16 protein-coding genes and 2 pseudogenes are annotated in these 16986 nt (G+C 72.5%); 7 read left to right on the plus strand and 11 right to left on the minus strand.

Translation table 11 applies throughout. The annotated features are described in order from the left end of the window. Positions 1-238: 238 nt before the first annotated feature. From K4G22_RS09735 to ilvA, 3 genes are all read right to left on the minus strand, one after another. Positions 239-1072 carry an ABC transporter permease gene (locus K4G22_RS09735; protein WP_483414802.1) on the minus strand — a complete coding sequence of 278 codons (834 nt, stop codon included), beginning with the start codon at positions 1070-1072 and terminating at the stop codon, positions 239-241. A 32-nt stretch (positions 1073-1104) separates the two neighbouring features. Next, positions 1105-2166, minus strand: a complete 1062-nt coding sequence (locus tag K4G22_RS09740) for an ATP-binding cassette domain-containing protein (protein WP_228079488.1) — start codon at positions 2164-2166, stop codon at positions 1105-1107. Between the two features lie 295 nt (positions 2167-2461). After that, positions 2462-3676 (minus strand): threonine ammonia-lyase, encoded by a 1215-nt coding sequence (ilvA, locus tag K4G22_RS09745; protein ID WP_228079489.1) that lies wholly within the window; start codon positions 3674-3676, stop codon positions 2462-2464. A 107-nt stretch (positions 3677-3783) separates the two neighbouring features. Between ilvA and K4G22_RS09750 the strand changes: the two genes are divergently transcribed. After that, positions 3784-4380 (plus strand): MarR family winged helix-turn-helix transcriptional regulator, encoded by a 597-nt coding sequence (locus K4G22_RS09750; RefSeq protein ID WP_228079490.1) that lies wholly within the window; start codon positions 3784-3786, stop codon positions 4378-4380. 36 nt (positions 4381-4416) lie between these two features. Here the strand turns inward: K4G22_RS09750 and K4G22_RS09755 are convergent, their stop codons facing one another. Continuing rightward, positions 4417-5577 (minus strand): cystathionine gamma-synthase, encoded by a 1161-nt coding sequence (locus K4G22_RS09755; RefSeq protein WP_228079491.1) that lies wholly within the window; start codon positions 5575-5577, stop codon positions 4417-4419. A gap of 283 nt (positions 5578-5860) precedes the next feature. Here K4G22_RS09755 and K4G22_RS09760 point away from each other — a divergent pair, with 283 nt between their 5' ends. Both K4G22_RS09760 and msrA (K4G22_RS09765) read left to right on the plus strand, forming a co-directional pair. After that, the gene (locus K4G22_RS09760) at positions 5861-7003 is read left to right on the plus strand and encodes a hypothetical protein (protein WP_228079492.1); all 1143 of its coding nucleotides are present in this window, start codon (positions 5861-5863) and stop codon (positions 7001-7003) included. A gap of 44 nt (positions 7004-7047) precedes the next feature. Then, positions 7048-7704 carry a peptide-methionine (S)-S-oxide reductase MsrA gene (msrA, locus tag K4G22_RS09765; RefSeq protein WP_228079493.1) on the plus strand — a complete coding sequence of 219 codons (657 nt, stop codon included), beginning with the start codon at positions 7048-7050 and terminating at the stop codon, positions 7702-7704. Positions 7705-7726: 22 nt separating this feature from the next. On the opposite strand, the gene K4G22_RS09770 is transcribed toward msrA (K4G22_RS09765), so the two are convergent. Both K4G22_RS09770 and K4G22_RS09775 read right to left on the minus strand, forming a co-directional pair. Continuing rightward, complete coding sequence (locus K4G22_RS09770; RefSeq protein ID WP_228079494.1) at positions 7727-8134, minus strand: PIN domain-containing protein; 408 nt, start codon at positions 8132-8134, stop codon at positions 7727-7729. After that, complete coding sequence (locus K4G22_RS09775) at positions 8119-8373, minus strand: type II toxin-antitoxin system Phd/YefM family antitoxin (RefSeq protein ID WP_228079495.1); 255 nt, start codon at positions 8371-8373, stop codon at positions 8119-8121. The genes K4G22_RS09770 and K4G22_RS09775 overlap by 16 nt, the downstream gene beginning before the upstream one ends. A 98-nt stretch (positions 8374-8471) precedes the next feature. Here K4G22_RS09775 and K4G22_RS09780 point away from each other — a divergent pair. The 4 genes and pseudogenes from K4G22_RS09780 to K4G22_RS09795 all read left to right on the plus strand — a co-directional run. Beyond that, positions 8472-8564: pseudogene (locus K4G22_RS09780) on the plus strand (peptide-methionine (S)-S-oxide reductase MsrA); the annotation flags it as partial. A gap of 140 nt (positions 8565-8704) precedes the next feature. After that, positions 8705-9349, plus strand: coding sequence for a peptide-methionine (S)-S-oxide reductase MsrA (gene msrA, locus K4G22_RS09785; protein ID WP_228079496.1), 645 nt, complete (start codon positions 8705-8707; stop codon positions 9347-9349). A 204-nt stretch (positions 9350-9553) separates the two neighbouring features. Then, entirely contained in the window at positions 9554-10177 is a 624-nt protein-coding gene (locus tag K4G22_RS09790; protein ID WP_228079497.1) for a ClpP family protease, read from the plus strand. After that, a pseudogene (locus K4G22_RS09795) lies at positions 10125-10802 on the plus strand (ClpP family protease); the annotation flags it as partial. The gene K4G22_RS09790 and the pseudogene K4G22_RS09795, both read left to right, overlap by 53 nt. Before the next feature lie 326 nt (positions 10803-11128). Here the strand turns inward: K4G22_RS09795 and K4G22_RS09800 are convergent. The 5 genes from K4G22_RS09800 to K4G22_RS09820 form a co-directional block, all read right to left on the minus strand. Beyond that, a complete protein-coding gene (locus K4G22_RS09800; RefSeq protein ID WP_425336789.1) occupies positions 11129-11545 on the minus strand; it encodes a helix-turn-helix domain-containing protein in 417 nt (138 codons plus the stop codon). Between the two features lie 201 nt (positions 11546-11746). Beyond that, the gene (locus K4G22_RS09805) at positions 11747-12418 is read right to left on the minus strand and encodes a lytic polysaccharide monooxygenase auxiliary activity family 9 protein (RefSeq protein WP_228079499.1); all 672 of its coding nucleotides are present in this window, start codon (positions 12416-12418) and stop codon (positions 11747-11749) included. Between the two features lie 181 nt (positions 12419-12599). Continuing rightward, entirely contained in the window at positions 12600-14195 is a 1596-nt protein-coding gene (locus tag K4G22_RS09810; protein WP_228079500.1) for an alkaline phosphatase D family protein, read from the minus strand. Between the two features lie 612 nt (positions 14196-14807). Beyond that, positions 14808-15764 carry a C-terminal binding protein gene (locus K4G22_RS09815; protein ID WP_228079501.1) on the minus strand — a complete coding sequence of 319 codons (957 nt, stop codon included), beginning with the start codon at positions 15762-15764 and terminating at the stop codon, positions 14808-14810. Next, entirely contained in the window at positions 15761-16969 is a 1209-nt protein-coding gene (locus K4G22_RS09820) for a fumarylacetoacetate hydrolase family protein (RefSeq protein ID WP_425336640.1), read from the minus strand. The genes K4G22_RS09815 and K4G22_RS09820 overlap by 4 nt, the downstream gene beginning before the upstream one ends. Positions 16970-16986: the final 17 nt, after the last annotated feature.

A 16986-nucleotide genomic window follows, 5' to 3' on the forward strand; every position in this document is an offset into this window, starting at 1 on the left:
CTGGCCCTCCGCCGGCGTGCGGCGGTGGTGTTCCGCCCCTGGGCGAGGGGCAGTTGTCGGAGTGGTCCCCGAGTGTGTGGTCATGACCCGGAGAGATCGCCTGCCCCGTCCGACGGGGTGTCACGCCGAATTCGACCAACTCGTTACCGGTATGTCGCGGAACGAAGGGCGCTGCCCTCGGCCGAGCGGTGGCCGAGGGCGGCGAGAACACGGCCGGGGGCGTGCGCCGGCGGCTGGCTCAGGCCGAGGCCCGCTTGTACTTCCGGACGGCGAGCGTGCGGAACAGCAGGATGATCGCCAACGACCAGAGCACGGAGGCAAGCGCCGGGTGCTGCATCGGCCAGACGTCGGGGGCCTGGTAGTTGGGCGGCAGGTTGCCGAACAGCTCGCGGGTGGCCAGCACGGTGGCGCTGAACGGGTTCCACTCGGCGACGGGTTGCAGCAGCGAGGGCATGTTCTCCGAGGGGACGAAGGCAACGGAGACGAAGGTGAGCGGGAAGAGCCAGACCAGGCCGCCGGAGGTGGCTGCCTCGGGGGTGCGGACGGAGAGGCCGATCAGCGCGCCGATCCAGGTGAAGGCGTAGCCCAGGAGCAGCAACAGGCCGAAACCGGCCAGCGCGTTGAGGATCCCGTCGTGGATGCGCCAGCCGACCAGCAGGGCGACGATCGCCAGCACCAGCAGGATCACCGCTGTCTGCACCAGATCGGCGAAGGTGCGCCCTGTGAGCACCGCGCCACGGGCCATGGGCAGGGAGCGGAAGCGGTCGATGATGCCCTTCTGCATGTCCTCGGCGATGCCGGCGCTGGCACCGGCGGTGGCGAAGGTGACCGTCTGGGCGAAGATGCCGCCCATCAGGAACTCGCGGTAGGCGCCCGAGTCCGTGCCGGCGCCCGGCAGGGCGATGGAGCCGCCGAAGACATAGCTGAACAGCACCACGAACATGATGGGCTGGACCAGGCCGAAGATCACCACCTCGGGGATGCGCAGCATCCGCAGCAGGTTGCGTTTCGCGACCACCATGGAGTCCCGCCAGCTCTGCCGGAAGGAGACCCGATCCCCCGGCCGGGCCACGGGGCGCGGGCTGGGATCGTTCGCGGTGATACTCACTTCTCCTCCTTGCCGGCCGTGCCAGCCGTGCCGGCCGTGCCGGCCGTGCCGGAACGCTGGCCCGAACCCGCTTCCGTGCTCTCGGGCTTGGGCTTGATCCCCTCGGCCGCCTCGGCGTCGTCCGCGCCGTGGCCGGTCAGCGAGATGAAGACGTCGTCCAGCGTGGGGCGGCGCAGCCCGATGTCGTCGATCTCCACGCCCTCCGCGTCCAGCTCGCGGATCACCTCGGCGAGCAGCTTGGCGCCGCCGGCGGCCGGCACGCTGAGCTTGCGGGTGTGCTCCACGAGCGTGGTGTCGCCGTCGCCGAGCCGGCGGAGCACCCGCTCGGCCAGCTCGATATGCGCCCGGTCGTGGACCACGACCTCCACCACATCGCCGCCGCTCTGGCTCTTCAGCTCGTCCGAGGTGCCCCGGGCGATGACCCGGCCGTGGTCGACCACGGCGATGGTGTCGGCGAGGTGGTCGGCCTCCTCCAGATACTGGGTGGTGAGCAGCAGCGTGGTGCCGCCGGCGACCAGCTCCTCGATCACCGCCCACAGGCCCTGGCGGTTGCGCGGGTCGAGGCCGGTGGTCGGCTCGTCCATGAACATCACCGGCGGGCTGATCACCAGGGCCGCCGCGAGATCCAGCCGGCGCCGCATGCCGCCGGAGTATGTCTTGGCGGTGCGGTCGGCGGCGTCCGCGAGGTTGAACCGGTCGAGCAGCTCGACGGCTCGCCGCTTGGCGTCGCGGGCGGTCAGCTGGTAGAGCTGACCGACCATCTGGAGGTTCTCCCGGCCGGTCAGATACTCGTCGACGGCGGCGAACTGCCCGGAGAGCCCGATGGAGCGGCGCACCTCGCCCGGATGGGCGCACACGTCGATGCCCGCCACCTCCGCGCGCCCGCTGTCGGGCTGGATCAGCGTGGTGAGCACCCGCACGGCGGTGGTCTTCCCCGCGCCGTTCGGGCCGAGGAGGCCGAGCACCGACCCCTCGGGGACTTCGATGTCCACGCCGTCCAATGCGCGGACGTCACCGAAGGTCTTCACCAGACCCTCGGCGTAGATGGCGGCTGGCATGTGTCTTCTCCAAGGTGGGCTGAGGTTCAGGGTCTCCCCGTTGTGACGGCGCCGCCAGTCTAGAACTAACGCGATGTATCGCGATAGGGCTTTATGGGCACGAGCAGTTGACATGGGAGTGCGGAACAGCGCGCGCCACCAAACTCGCGCCCCCAGGCCACCGACAGGCCCCAGGCAGCCGATGAGCCCCGGCAGCCGAGGAAGCCCGGCAACCCCAAGCAGCCCCGGCAGCCCCGGCAGCCCCCGGCAACCCCCGAGCAACCGCGACGACAGGGGCCGGGGGAAACGGCACGCCCTAGGACAGCACGACGTAGCCCGCCTCGCGGAGGGCCACGATCACCTCGTCACAGTGGCGCGGCCCCTTGGTCTCCAGCCACAGTTCGACCTCCGCCTCGCTGACGCCCAGCCTCGGGTCGGTCCGCACATGGTGGACGGCCAGCACGTTGGCGTCCACCGCCGAGAGCACCCCGAGCAGCGCGGCCAACGCGCCCGGGTGGTCGGGGAGTCGGAGCCGCAGCGACAGATAGCGGCCGGCGGCTGCCATCCCGTGCCGGAGCGAGCGCTCCAGGACCACCGGGTCCACGTTCCCGCCGGAGAGCACGGCCACCAAGGGGCCCCGGAACGCGTCGGGTTCGGCGAGGAGCGCCGCGATCGGCGCGGCGCCCGCCGGCTCGACCACCAGCTTCGCCCGCTCCAGGCAGTGCAGCAGCGCCGCGGAGAGCGCGCTCTCCGACACCGTGCGCACCTCGTCCACCAGCTCGGCGACCAGGTCGAACGGCACATCACCCGGTCGGCCCACCCGGATGCCGTCCGCCATGGTGGCGGCGCCGGGCAGGGAGAGCGGGCGGCCGGCGGCCAGCGAAGGCGGGTAGGCCGCCGCGCCCTCGGCCTGGACGCCGACGATCCGCACATCGGGCCGCAGCGCCTTGATCGCCAGCGCGACGCCGGCGACCAGACCACCACCGCCGACGCTCATCACCACGGTCTCCACCTCGGGGCACTGCTCCAGCACCTCAAGGCCCAACGTGCCCTGCCCGGCCACCACATCGGGGTGGTCGAAGGGGTGGATGAAGACCGCCCCCGTCTCCCTGGCGTGGGCGGTGGCGGCGGCGAGCGTCTCGTCCACCAGCTGGCCCTCAAGCCGCACCCTGGCGCCGTAGTCGCGAGTGGCAGCGACCTTGGGCAGCGGGGCTCCCACCGGCATGAACACGGTGGACTCGACGTCGAGCAGCGAGGCGGCGAGGGCCACGCCCTGCGCGTGGTTGCCGGCGCTGGCCGCCACCACGCCGCGTTCCCGGTCGGCGGCGGAGAGCCCGGCGATCCGGTTGTAGGCGCCGCGCAGCTTGAACGAGCCGGTGCGCTGGAGGTTCTCACACTTCAACAGAACGGGATGGCCGATCAGACGGCTCAGATACCGGCTGCCTTCGAGAGCGGTCACCCGGGTGACCCCGGCGAGCGTCTTCCGGGCGGCGAGCACATCCTCCAGGGTGGGCCGGTGGTGCGTGGGCATGCCCCCAGTCTGTCAGGCATCGCGGGAGTCGGCCGCCCAGGGCGGCGGCTACGCTATGGCCCACATCAGGGCGCCGCACGGCCCGCCTCCCGCTACCTCAGACGGACATGACGCCTGAAGCCTCCCCTCCCCAGGACCCGCACCCCCTCCCCACCTCCCCGACCACTCCCCCGCCGACCCGCCAGAGCACGCCGACCGGCCAGAACTCCCCAGGCGGCCAGAGCTCCCCGACCGAGCGGGACCTGACGCTGTTGGACGCCTTCCAGCACGAGGTGGCCGTGTTCGCCCGCCGGGCCGAGCAGACCAGGCTCGGCGGCCTCGGCCCGGCGCGCAACTCCATGGACCGGGCGGCCTATCTGCTGCTCAGCCGGCTGGACCAGGGCGGCCCCGCCGGCGTCAAGGCGCTGGCAGCCGCGATGGGCATCGACTCGTCCACCGTCACCCGGCAGGTCGCCCCGCTCGTGGACGCCGGTCTGGTGCGCCGGGCACCCGATCCGGAGGACGGGCGCGCCGTGCTGCTGCGGCTGACGCCGCCGGGGCGCCAGCGCCTCGAAGAGGTCCGCGCCTCGCGCCGCGCCCTGGTGGCACTGCTCACCGAGGACTGGACGGGCCAGGAACGCGCCGACTTCCACGCGCTCCTGGCCCGTCTCAACGGAGCCATCTGCCGCCTCCACGGCCGCGACGGCGAGGCCGACCGCCGATAACGGTCCCGTTCAACGGGTCCGTTCAACGGGACCCGTTCAGGTCTGGGCGAGCGCCTGGCCGAGGTCGGCGAGCAGGTCGTCCACCGACTCGATGCCGACCGACAGCCGCACCAGATCGGCCGGCACCTCAAGCGCCGAACCGGCGACCGAAGCGTGCGTCATCCGGCCGGGGTGCTCGATCAGCGACTCCACGCCGCCCAACGACTCGCCCAGCGTGAAGAGTTCGGTCCGGTCGCAGACGGCGACCGCCGCCTCCTCGCCGGCGGCGACCCGGAAGGACACCATCCCGCCGAAGTCCCGCATCTGCTTGCCAGCGGTCTCGTGCCCCGGGTGCGAGGGCAGCCCCGGGTAGCGCACATCGGCCACCCTGGGGTGCGCGGCGAGCATCTCGGCGATCCGGCCGGCGTTGGCGCAGTGGCGGTCCATCCGGACCGCCAGCGTCTTGATGCCGCGCAGCACCAGCCAGGAGTCGAACGGCCCGGCGATCGCGCCCATCGCGTTCTGGTGGTACGCCAACTCCTCGCCGAGCGCCGCGTCCGAGGTGATCAGCGCGCCGCCGACCACGTCGGAGTGGCCGCCCATGTACTTGGTCGTGGAGTGCACCACCACATCCGCGCCCAGCGCCAGCGGCTGCTGGAGGTAGGGGCTGGCGAACGTGTTGTCCACCACCAGCCGGGCGCCGGCGGTGTGCGCCAGATCGGCGATCAGGGCGATGTCCGTGATGCCCAACAGCGGGTTGGACGGGGTCTCCACCCAGACGACCTTGGTCTCCGGACGCAGCGCCGCCTTGACCGACATCGGGTCCGAGGTGTCGGCCACCGACCAGGCGACGCCCCACCGTTCGACCACCTTGGCGACCAGGCGGAACGTACCGCCGTAGGCGTCGTTGGGGATCACCAGATGGTCGCCTGGCCGCAGCATGGTGCGGAGCGCGCAGTCCTCGGCGGCCAGCCCCGACGCGTAGGCGAGACCCCGGGCGCCGCCCTCCAGGGCGGCGAGGTTCTCCTCCAGCGCGGTGCGCGTGGGGTTGGCGGAGCGGCTGTACTCGTAGCCGCCGCGCAGCCCACCGACCCCGTCCTGCTTGTAGGTGGACACCTGGTGGATGGGCGGGACCACGGCCCCGGTCAGCGCGTCGGGCTCCTGCCCGGCGTGAATGGCCAACGTCTCGAAACGCTGCCCGAAGTGCTGCTCGTTCATGGGTCCACGGTAGTGGCCTTACGGTGGTGTGGGAGCCGGGTGTCGCCCTTGGGAGAGCCCCGGACCGTCGGCGACATAGGGTGTTCATCCGTCGTCACACTTCGGTCGTCCCGTGTCGAACCGACGCACGACGGTCGCGGGCGGCCTCCCGTCCGTCCGGCCGGAACGCGTCAGCCCGAGAACGTCGGACAACGTCCGAGAACGAACGACGACAACGAGAACGACCGACAACGTCCGACAACGGTCGGAGAACCAGGAACGAGCAAGGGGGAGCCTCGCCGCCATGGAAGCCGTGTTGCTGCTTATCGCTTTCACCGCGATCTTCGGCGTGCTGGTGCTGCCCGCGCTGCGCCGGCGTCGGGAACGGCAGGAGTTCGAGCGAGCCGCGGCCCAGGCGGACGCGCGGACCCGCTCGGGGCCGCCCGGGATCTCCCTGAGCAAGGGGGACGACGACCAGCCGGCGGCGAGCGCCGGCCTGGTCCCCGTCGACGAGCTGGACGTGCGCCTGCCGGGCCCGGACGACGCGCTGGTGCACGCGCTGGAGGAGGCCCGGGGCAGCCAGGACTGGCGGCCGGCCGGGCAGCTGCTCGCGCTGACCGACGACAGCGAGCAGCGCTGGCAGCGGGTGCAGTCGCTGGCCGGCGCGGCGGCGATGGAGCTGTCCGAATGGCGCGCCTCGGGCGCCGCCCCCGGCGAGGGGCAGCGGGACGCCGGTTGGCTGCGCCGCTGGCGCGCCGAGGAGCCGAGGGATCCGGGCGGCGCGCAGGTGTACGCGCAGTTCCTGGTCTGGCAGGCGATGGCGGACCCGGGCGCGGCCGAGTACCGGATCATCCTGGAGGAGGCCCGCACGGTCTGCGCCGAGGCCGCGGGGCTGGCCCCCGACGACCCGGTGCCGCACATCACCGAGCTGGTGATCGCCCGCGGCCTGGACTACTCGCGCGAGGAGTTCGCCGCCGTCTGGCAGCGGGTCACCGAGCGTGACAAGGCGCACATGGGCGCGCATCTGGCGGCACTGCCCTACTGGTCGGAGAAGTGGCACGGCTCCCGGGCCGACGCCGAGGGCTTCGCCCGCACCGCGGCCGGCGCGGCCGAGGCCGGCAGCCTGCTGCCGGCGCTGCCGCTCTTCGCCGTCTACGACCACCTGCCCGACATGCAGTACTCGCAGGGCATGTACCAGGGCGCGGTGGTGTCCGACGCCATCGAGGCGGCTCAGTTCGCGTTGCACAACGTCAGGGCCGATCACCCGATGGAGCCGCATGTGCGCCATCTGTTGCTGTGTTTCCTGGTGCGCGCGGAGCGGTACCCGGAGGCGGCGGAACAGGTGCGGGCGGTCGACGGTTATGTGGGTGCGATCCCCTGGGTCGACGGCGAGAACCCCGCCGGTGAGTACGCGACGTACCGGGCCATCGCCATCGCCCGCCGGTAGCCAGCCGACGGGCTCGCGGACCAAGGAGCGACGAGGAGAGAGACATGCTGTACGCGTTCAAGAGCCGACTGCCGTCCCCCGAGGAGGCCCTGCCGGGCCGGGCCGAGAGCCCGTTCCCGGTGCCGAGCACCCACACGGTGCTGGGCACGGAGCTCCAGGGGCCCTACCCGGAGGGCTTCGAGGTCGCCGACTTCGGCCTTGGCTGCTTCTGGGGCGCCGAGCGGCGCTACTGGCAGACCCCCGGGGTGTGGACCACGCTCGTCGGCTACCAGGGCGGCGTCACCGACTACCCCACCTACGAGGAGGTGTGCAGCGGCATGACCGGGCACACCGAGGCCGTGCGGGTGGTCTTCGACCCGTCCCAGGTCTCCTATGAGGACCTGCTCCGGGTCTTCTGGGAGTCCCACGACCCGACCCAGGGCTTCCGCCAGGGCAACGACGTCGGCACGCAGTACCGCTCGGCGATCTACACCCACAGCCCGGCCCAGCAGGAGACGGCCGAGCGATCCCGCGAGGCCTACCAGCGGGTGCTCACCGACTCCGGCTACGGCGAGATCACCACCGAACTGGCCCCGGCCACACCTCGCCCGTTCTACCCGGCCGAGGGCTACCACCAGCAGTACCTGGACAAGAACCCGGCCGGTTACTGCGGTCTCGGCGGCACGGGCCTGTCCTGCCCGGTGGGGGTGGCGCGGGCCTGAGGCTGCGCTCCGGCCGGCGGGGTCAGGCGGGCGTGACGGCCGCGTGCACGCCGGGGAGGTCGTCGAACGCCGCCTTGCCGTCGGTGGTCAGCAGCGTCCTGGCCGTGGCGGCGGCGGTCGCGGCGATGATCAGATCGTGGGCGCCGCGGGGCTTTCCCTCGCGGCGCACATGAGCCAACAGCCGTGCGTGCACAAGCGCCACATCGTCCGTGTAGTCCTCCACCGGGATCAGGGCGCGCACGCCGTCGACGAACTCCTGCCGCCGCACGCGACGTTGCCCCTCGGAGAGCTCCACCCCGAGTTGCAGCTCGGCGAGGCTCACGGCCGCGATGGTCACATCGTCATCCTCGTCGAGCACCCGCGCGAGACCGGCGTGGCCACGCTCGGCCCGGATGACGACGCCCGTGTCCAGGATCAGTCGTCGTGCCATGTCGCGCTCATCTCGTCGGTGACACTCTCCCGAGCAGCGGCCACATCGTCCGCGAAGCCCTCGTCCACCGGGTGCGACTCCAGGAACGCCTTGATCGCCGCACCGTTGCCGGAGGGCGCGGGAGCCAGCGTCGCCAGCCGTCGCCCGCCACGGGTGATCACAATCGTCTCTCCATGCTCGGCTCTGTCGAGCACGGAGGCGAAGTTGCGTGCGACCTCCGTCGCCGTCATCGTCCTCATGGGATCAGAGTATCTGATTTTCCCTGATGAGCACGAGTGGGATCAGGCTCACGTCAGCCTCCGGGAGGGGGAGGGATCTACCGCCTTTGAGGTACCGGTACCACCAGCAGTACCTGGACAAGAACCCGGCCGGTTCTTGCGGTCTCGGCGGCACGGGCCTGTCCTGCCCGGTGGGGGTGGCGCGGGCCTGAGGGCGGGGACGCGGGGGTGGGCGTCGAGCGTTTCGGCGCCACGAACTCCGGCCGAAATGCCGCTGGTGGGCCGGTACCGGGGTGGGTAGGGAGTTCCCGGAACGAACCAACGTCACCGAGGACTTGAGGACGCGCCGACGATGCTGACCGACTTCACCCACCGCCTGCCCACGTCCGAGGAGGTGTTACCCGGTCGCTCGGAGCCCATGTTCACGGTGCCCGAGAAGCACACCGTGCTGGGGACACGTCTGCTGGGGCCGTACCCGGCGGGGTTCGAGATCGCCGAGTTCGCGCTCGGCTGCTTCTGGGGCGCGGAGCGCCGCTTCTGGCGGACGGACGGCGTGTGGACCACGCTGACCGGCTTCCAGGGCGGCGGCACGGCGCACCCCATCTCCGAGGAGGTCGCCTCCGGGCGCACCGGTCACGCGGAGACCGTCCGCGCCGTCTTCGACCCCGCCAGGGTCACCTACCGCGCGCTGCTCAAGGTGTTCTGGGAGGGCCACGACCCGACCCAGGGCTTCCGGCAGGGCAACGACATCGGCACCCACTGCCGGTCCGCCGTCTTCCACCACTCCCCCGCGCAGCGCGACGCCGCCGAGGAGACCAGGGACAGCTACCAGAAGGTCCTCGGCGACAAGGGCTACGGGCAGATCACCACGGAGATCCTCCCGGCCCGGGAGTTCCCGTTCTACCCGGCGGAGACCCGTCACCAGCAGTACCTGGACAAGCACCCCCGGGGCTACTGCGGTCTCGGCGGCACAGGTCTGACCTGCGACGTGGACTGACCTCGCCCCGCCCCCGGCACCGCGACGGCCGCGTACCCACCCGACGGGTACGCGGCCGTCGCCGCGTCGGACGCGCCTCGGGCACTCTGCTGTTGGCTGATCTGCTCCGGGCCTAGAGGTGCCGGGATGTGGCGGTCGGCGGCGGATGGTGGTGGGGAGGGCGCGGCTTCGGTGTCGCGCCGATGCGAGGAGAAGGAGAAGGTGATGGTCATACCGGTCACCGCCGCCGAGGGCGACACCCCGACCACCAGGATCGACGACGAGTTGGCCGCCCGGCTGCTGACCCAGCGCATCGTGTTCCTGGGCACCCAGGTGGACGAGGTCTCGGCGAACCGGGTCTGCGCGCAGTTGCTGCTGCTGTCCGCCGAGGACCCGCGCGAGGACATCAGGCTCTGCGTCAACAGCCCCGGCGGCTCGGTCTCGGCCGGGCTGGCGATCTACGACACCATGCGGCTGATCCCCAACGACGTGGCCACCCTGGCCATGGGGTTCGCCGCCAGCATGGGCCAGTTCCTGCTCGCCACCGGCACCCCGGGCAAGCGGTACGCGCTGCCCAACGCGCGGATCATGATGCACCAGCCGTCCGCCGGGATCGGCGGCTCCACCTCGGACATCGCGATCCAGGCGGAGAACCTGGAGTTCACCAAGCGGACCGTGGAACGGATCACCGCCGAGCACACCGGCCAGACCGAGGAGACCATCGCCAGGGACGGCGACCGGGACCGCTGGTTCACGGCGGAACAGGCCAGGGAGTACGGGCTGATCGACCGGGTCGTCGTCTCCCTCGCCGACCTCGCCCCCACCTCCCCTCGCCGGACCGGCTTCTAGGAACAGGACGGTTCACCCCATGAGCCAGTACACGATCCCCACCGTGGTCGAGCGCACGTCGAGCGGTGAGCGCGCCTACGACATCTACAGCCGGCTGCTCTCCGACCGGGTGATCTTCCTCGGCACCGAGATCGACGACGGCGTGGCCAACGTCGTGATCGCCCAGCTGCTGCACCTGGAGTCGGCCAACCCGGAGCAGGAGATCTCGATCTACATCAACTCCCCCGGTGGCTCGCCGACCTCGCTGATGGCGATCTACGACACGATGTCGTTCGTGAACGCGCCGATCTCCACGTTCTGCGTGGGGCAGGCCGCGTCCACCGCGGCCGTGCTCCTCGCGGCCGGCGACCGGGGCCGCCGGGCGGTGCTCGGCCACGCGCGGGTGCTGATCGGGCAACCGGTGAGCGGCGGACACCGGGGCACGGTCTCGGACCTCTCCATCCAGGCGAAGGAGATGCTGCGCATCCGCTCCCAGGTGGAGGAGGTCCTCTCCGAGCACACCGGACACGAAGTGGCCACCCTGCGAGCGGAGATGGACCGCGACCGGGTCCTCACCGCACGCGAGGCGGTCGAATTCGGCCTCGCGGACCAGATCGTCACCCGGCGTACCCCGGTCGCCACCTGACGGCTCCCCGCCGGGGGGCGAACACCGGCGGACGGACGGACGGACGGTGGGCCGGGCGGTGGGGCGGTGGGGCGGGGGAACGGCCGGCCCGCCGGTGGGCGGAACATGCGGGTGGCGACCGCACCAGCGCCGTCCTTCCGCCCCACCCCGAACGGACACCGGGGCAGGCCCCGCCCGACCACGTCACGCGTCGGACCGCCGGCGCGCGCCCCCGACAGCCGGTCGTACGAGCCCCGCCGGCCCGGCCCCGGCCGCACGGCCCAGCTCGTCGGCGCCGCACCGACGGTTGCCGACAACGCCCCGCGCCCGCGCGGTGGGCGCGGGCCTCAGGCCGCCAGCAGCACCGTGTCGCCGGTGCGGGGACGGGCGCGGGCGCGGTGGGCGAGCAGGGATGTGGCCGACGGCTCCGGCCCCGGCCGGCTCGCGGGGCGGGCCGCCGGGTCCGCCGTCAACTGGTCCTGGGTCAGGGCCAGGAGGTCGGCGAGGCCGAGGCCGAGGGCCTGCGCCGCCGCGGCGAGCACCTCGGACGACGCCTCCTTCCGGCCGCGCTCCACCTCGGAGAGGTACGGCATGGAGATGCGCGCCTTCTCGGCCACCTCCTTGAGCGTGCGCCCGCGCGCCAGCCGCTCGCGGCGGAGCGCGGCGCCCACCACATGCCGCCAGAGCGGCTCCCTGACGGTCACCGGCGCCGGGGCTGGCTCGGGAGCGGCGCCCGGGGCCGGAACCGGCCGCAGGAAACCGATCCCGGGGCGGTGCTGGGCACGGCCCCGGACATCGACATCGTCGCCGGCGCGGTCAGGGGGACGATTCGAGGCATGGCTGCTACTCACCCCTTCAGGGTAGAAGCGCACCGCGCCGCCGTAACGGGTCAGGCGTTCCGCCCCCCGCGAAATCGTTCCGCCGGGTAGCCGGTAGCCGACCCACCCGGCGGAACGACGTTCCGGTCAGCCGAAGTTCACATCGCTACAGATGTAGTACGACTGGTCCGAGTGCGAGGCCTGCCAGATCGTGTACACGACGTGGTGTCCGCTGCGGCCCGGGGCCGAGACGTCCACGGTCATGTGCTCACTGGGCGCGAGGCGTCCCGTCTCGGCGAGCAACTCCAGGTCGCCCCAGCCGAGTTCGTCCGTGGTGGGGTCGAAGCCCTGCTCGGTGACATAGACCAGCATGTAGTCGGCGCCGTGGAGGGCCTGGTCCCAGAGGTCGACGGTGAAGTTCGCGTTCACGTCGGTGGTCTTCCAGGCGCCCGGGGTGTCCATCGCGGCGTAGCGGCCGTCGCCGGTCAGGCCGGCGCTGCACAGCTGGCCGTCGGGGATCGCGCCCTGGTGGTCGCCGGCGACGCCCTCGCGGTAGAGGCCGTTCCAGTTCCACATGGCGTTGGTGTCGTACTGCCACGCCTCCCAACACATGGGGTCTTCCTGCTCCATGGCCGGGTTCTGGAAGTCGTGACCCCAGCGGTCCCAACAGCCGTAGTTGCGGGACGACGGGTCGATGACCGAGCCGTGTGCGGACGCGGTGTTGGCGCCCGGCACCAGCACCACCAACAGCGCGACGGCCAACAACGCGATGGCGCGCGGCGACCAGCGAGCCGGTCGCACCTTTTCCTGTGCGGACATGCTGCGTTCTCCACCTTCCGGTCATGGGGGTATCGGAATGAGGGGAGCGCTCCCATAGTTCACGGTGGCGTTACCCGAGGACATCAACACGAAACCGGGCGCCGGAAGTTCGACACGTTCGCGAACAACTTCGACGGCCCACAAACGTTTTCCGCCCCTGAGACGCCAACAGGCCGTCCGCTCAGGCCCGTTGGGCGCCCGGCTGGCCGGCGGCGACATGGAAGGAGGCGACGGTCGTCAGGCCGGCGCCCGGGATGGTGACGAAGGGGGTGACGCGGTAGTCGGCGGTGAGGGCGTCCGGGGTGAGGTGGACGACGGTGTAGCCGCGCTGGGAGCTGTGCCAGCGCAGGTGGGGGTTGACGCCGGGGGCCATCCAGGCCGCGCCGACCTCGTCCGTCGGGGAGCCGTCCTTGCCGGAGGTGAGGGAGCTGCCGGCGAACTCGGTGGCGACCACGGGGGCGTGTTCGTCGGCGAAGTCGAGCGTGAGGTCGGCGACCACGGCGCGGTGGATGTCGCCGGTGACCACCACGGGGTTGTTGGCGCCGCGCTCCCACAGGCCGGTGAGCAGCCGGTCGCGGGCCGCCGTGTAGCCGTCCCACATGTCCAGGCCCGAGCTGTGGACCAGCGGGTCGGGGTCCTGGTCGACCTGGGCGATCAGCGTCTGGTTGGCCAGCACGTTCCAGGTGGCCCCCGACCGCCCGGCGCCGTCCAGCAGCCAACTCTCCTGTTCGGCCCCGAGGATGGTGCGGTCGGGCGCGGAACGCTCCACATCGCAGCCGGGTTTGGTGCCGTCGCCGCAGACCTGGTCGTCGCGGTGCGAGCGGGTGTCGAGCACATGCAGGTCGAGGAGTTGGCCGAAGCCCAGCCGGCGGAACATCCGGGCCTCGGCACCGTTGGGGCGCTGGGGCAGCCGCAGCGGGAGGTGTTCGTAGTACGTCTGGAAGGCGGCTGCCTTGCGGGCCCGCCATGCCTCCGGGTCCTGGTCGGGGAGGCCGTCGGTGTCCAACTGGGCGAAGTCCCCCGCCCAGTTGTTCTCCACCTCGTGGTCGTCCCAGGTAAGCACCCAGGGGAACGCCTGGTGGGCGGCCTGGAGGTCGACGTCGAGGCGGGTCAGGGCGTGGCGGTTGCGGTAGTCGATCAGGCTGTGGGTCTCGCGTTGGAACGAGGCGTCGAGGGCGACGTTGCGCACGCCGCCGGTCTCGCCGACGCCGTACTCGTAGAGGTAGTCGCCGAGGTGCACCACCAAGTCCAGGTCCTCGCCGGCCATATGGCGGTAGCCGGTGTAGAAGCCCTCGTACCAGCACTGGCAGGAGGCGAAGGCGAAGGAGAGCGCGCTGGTGCTGGTGGGTGCGGTGCGGGTGCGGCCCACCGGGCTGAGGTCGCGGCCGGCGCGGAAGCGGTAGAAGTAGTCGCGGCCCGGGGCGAGGCCGCTGACCTCCGCATGGACGGAGTGCGCCAGTTCGGGGGTGGCGCGCGTGCTGCCCCGCCGTACCCGGGTGGTGAACCGCTCGTCCTCGGCGACCTCCCACTGGACGTCCACCACCCGCTCGGGCATCCCGCCGCGTCCGTCCAGGGCCAGCGGGTCGGGGGCGAGCCTGGTCCAGAGGACGACGCCGTCGGGGACCGGGTCGCCGGAGGCGACGCCGAAGGCGAACGGGTCGCCGGCGAACCGGGGGGCGGCCCAGACCTTGCCGGTGCTGAAACCGGCGGCGTGCAGGGCGATTCCGGAGAGGGAGGCACCGGCCAGGCCGAGCAGGCGGCGTCGCGTGAGATCCATCGAGAGAGAGGCCCGTCTGTGCAGGAGTGCTGACGAGGCGCCACCTTCCAGGCAGCCGGCCGGATTTCGACGGAGGCTCGCCTGACACTCACCGCCCCGGCGGGATAACGGGCGGTGACGGGGGCGCGGAAGCGCCGCCGGGATCGACCCTCCGTGAACCCATGGCCGGGGCTCGGCGGCTCCGTCAGACTTCTGCGGGCACCCCCGACGGCTCAGGGGTGGCGGTGGCGGGGGAGCGGCTCGCCACAGACGACGGACCAGGGGGCGGGCGCCGCGCCGAGGTCCTCGCCTTCGGGAGCCAGGTGGTGGAGGTGGTCGCCTCGGCGCACAGCCGCAACCCCGGGCACGCGGTGGCCTTTCCCGGGGTCAGGGTCGAGCCGCCCGCTCAACAGCCGTTCACCGTGGCCGACTTGCCGGAGGACGAGACCCTCGCGCTCCAGTTGACGGTTCTGGGCGGCCCGCGCGTGTTCCTCGTGGGCGCCAGCGACTTCGTGGCCCGCGACCCGACGGGTCTCGCGCCCGATGGGGCGAGGGTGGCGATCCCGTCGAGCGAGGCGACCCGCGCCTGTGCCGAACGGCCGATGGCGGCGCTGGACGGGCCCTCCCCGCCGGTCAGGCCACCCGGCAGCGCAGTGGTTCGCCGGCCAGGGCGCGGGCGGCCTCCTCGGCGGCCAGGCGTTGCAGCGCGTCCAACGAGTCGGTCGAGTAGAAGGCGGCGTGCGGGGTGAGCAGCACCTGGGGCAGGGCGCGCAGCGGGGAGTCGGGCGGCAGCGGCTCCGGGTCGTGGACGTCCAGGGCGGCGCCGGCGAGCCGCCCGGCGCGCAGTGCCTCGGCGAGCGCGTCCGGGTCGACGAGGGCGCCGCGCGAGGTGTTGACCAACACGGCGCCCTGGCGCATCAGCGCCAGGCTGGATCGGCCGATCAGCCGATGGGTGGCCCGCGTCGCCGGGGCGTGCAGCGAGACGGCGTGCGAGCTGGCCAACAGCTCGGCCAACTCGACGTGCTCGATGCCCTGTCGGGCCAGCGCCGCCGGATCGGCGAAGGGGTCGCTGGCCAGCACGCGGCAGCCGAACGGGCGCAGCCGTTCCCGCACGGCGAGCCCGATCTGGCCGGTGCCGACCAGCCCCACCGTGGTCGCGGTGAGGCTGGGCAGCGGGCCGACGTCGGAGGGCGCCGCCCAGCCGTTCGCGCGGACGGCGCGGTCGTAGGCGGGCAGCCGGCGCAGCAGGGCGAGCAGGCAGGCGACGGCGTGGTCGGCGACGGTCCCGGTGCCGTAGTCGGGGACGTTGGCGACGCGGACGCCGAGCTCGCGGGCGGCGTCCACGTCGACGTTGTCGTAGCCGATGCCGTAGCGGATCACGGTGGCGCCCGGCGCGAGGGCGGCGAGCGCGGGGCGGGTCATCGGGGCGAAGTTGACGAAGGCGACGTCGGCGCCCCGGACGGCTTCGACGGTGCCCGGCTCGTCGGCGCAGCGGTGTTCGGCGAACGTGGCGGCGAACCGTTCGGCGGTGGCCCGCTCGTGGTGGACCTGGCCGAACGCCTGGTCGGTGACGACGACTCGGGGGCTCATCGGAGCAGCCCGCGCTGGGCTAGGTTGGCCATCAGGGCGCGGATGCCGAAGGTCCAGGGCGGGGCGTCCTCGGCGTGGGTGACGACGTTGGCGAGGGTGCCGAGGCGTGGCGTCGCGATCCGGACGACGTCGCCGAGGTGGTGGGTGAAGCCCTCGCCCGGCGCGCCCCGGTCCTGGGTGGGCGCGAACATGGTGCCGGTGAAGAGCAGTACGCCGTCCGGGTACTGGTGGAGTCGGCCCATGGTCTGGCGCACCAGGTCCAGCGGGTCGCGGCTGATCTCGGCGAGGGAGCTGACGGCCTCCAGCTGGAAGCCGTCGGGGCCGGTGATGTTCAGGGTGATGTCGAGCCGGCGGGCGTCGTCGAGGGTGAACGTCGCGTCGAAGAGGCGGACGAACGGGCCGATGGCGCAGGAGGCGTTGTTGTCCTTGGCCTTGCCGAGGAGGAGGGCGCTGCGGCCCTCGACATCGCGGAGGTTGACGTCGTTGCCGAGGGTGGCGCCGACGGCCTCGCCCCGGGAGTTGACGGCGAGGACGAGTTCGGGCTCGGGGTTGTTCCAGACGGAGCGGCTCCAGATGCCTATCTCGGCGCCGAGCCCGACGGCGGAGAGCACGGGGGCCTTGGTGAAGACCTCAGCGTCGGGGCCGATGCCGACCTCCAGATACTGCGACCAGAGGCCCTCGGCCGTCAGCACCTCCTTGACGCGGGCGGCCTCAGCCGAGCCGGGCACCAGGCTCTGCAACTGCCCGCCGAGCGCGTCGAGGACGCGGGCCCGGACGCCGGCGGCGCCGGCCCGGTCGCCACCGGCGCGCTCCTCGATCACCCGCTCGACCATGCTGCGGACAAAGGTGACGCCGCACGCCTTGAGCACCTGGAGGTCGGCGGGGGCCAGCAGACGGGGGCGGTCCCGGTGGCCGGCGAGGGTGGCGTCGAGCACCTCGGCGAGGTCGAAGTCACGTTCGGCCGGGGCCTGTTGGGCGAAGACGGCGGCGTCGGGGCGTTCCAGCAGGTCGGTCAGGGTGGGGGTGTGCGGGGTGAGGTCGACGAGCCGGTCGCCGCGCAGCGCGACCACGCAGGGCCCGCCGGCCGCCGGATCGTGCAGGCGGGCTATCAGGGTGGCGCGTTCCACGTCGTCGGGCAGCACGCGGGGCGCCAGCGCGGTGAGGTCCCTGGCCGGTTCGAACGCGGTGAAGGCGGTGGTGGTCACGGGGTGGGGTCTCCTCC

The organism is Streptomyces profundus (genome assembly GCF_020740535.1).
Classification (GTDB): Bacteria; Actinomycetota; Actinomycetes; order Streptomycetales; family Streptomycetaceae; genus Streptomyces; species Streptomyces profundus.

Coding starts and splice junctions, on each gene's coding strand:
- K4G22_RS09740 (WP_228079488.1), bottom strand. CDS start 2,166: ATGCCAGCCGCCATCTACGCCGAGGGTCTGGTGAAGACCTTCGGTGAC.
- ilvA (WP_228079489.1), bottom strand. CDS start 3,676: ATGCCCACGCACCACCGGCCCACCCTGGAGGATGTGCTCGCCGCCCGG.
- K4G22_RS09750 (WP_228079490.1), top strand. CDS start 3,784: ATGACGCCTGAAGCCTCCCCTCCCCAGGACCCGCACCCCCTCCCCACC.
- K4G22_RS09755 (WP_228079491.1), bottom strand. CDS start 5,577: ATGAACGAGCAGCACTTCGGGCAGCGTTTCGAGACGTTGGCCATTCAC.
- K4G22_RS09760 (WP_228079492.1), top strand. CDS start 5,861: ATGGAAGCCGTGTTGCTGCTTATCGCTTTCACCGCGATCTTCGGCGTG.
- msrA (WP_228079493.1), top strand. CDS start 7,048: ATGCTGTACGCGTTCAAGAGCCGACTGCCGTCCCCCGAGGAGGCCCTG.
- K4G22_RS09770 (WP_228079494.1), bottom strand. CDS start 8,134: ATGGCACGACGACTGATCCTGGACACGGGCGTCGTCATCCGGGCCGAG.
- K4G22_RS09775 (WP_228079495.1), bottom strand. CDS start 8,373: ATGAGGACGATGACGGCGACGGAGGTCGCACGCAACTTCGCCTCCGTG.
- msrA (WP_228079496.1), top strand. CDS start 8,705: ATGCTGACCGACTTCACCCACCGCCTGCCCACGTCCGAGGAGGTGTTA.
- K4G22_RS09790 (WP_228079497.1), top strand. CDS start 9,554: ATGGTCATACCGGTCACCGCCGCCGAGGGCGACACCCCGACCACCAGG.
- K4G22_RS09805 (WP_228079499.1), bottom strand. CDS start 12,418: ATGTCCGCACAGGAAAAGGTGCGACCGGCTCGCTGGTCGCCGCGCGCC.
- K4G22_RS09810 (WP_228079500.1), bottom strand. CDS start 14,195: ATGGATCTCACGCGACGCCGCCTGCTCGGCCTGGCCGGTGCCTCCCTC.
- K4G22_RS09815 (WP_228079501.1), bottom strand. CDS start 15,764: ATGAGCCCCCGAGTCGTCGTCACCGACCAGGCGTTCGGCCAGGTCCAC.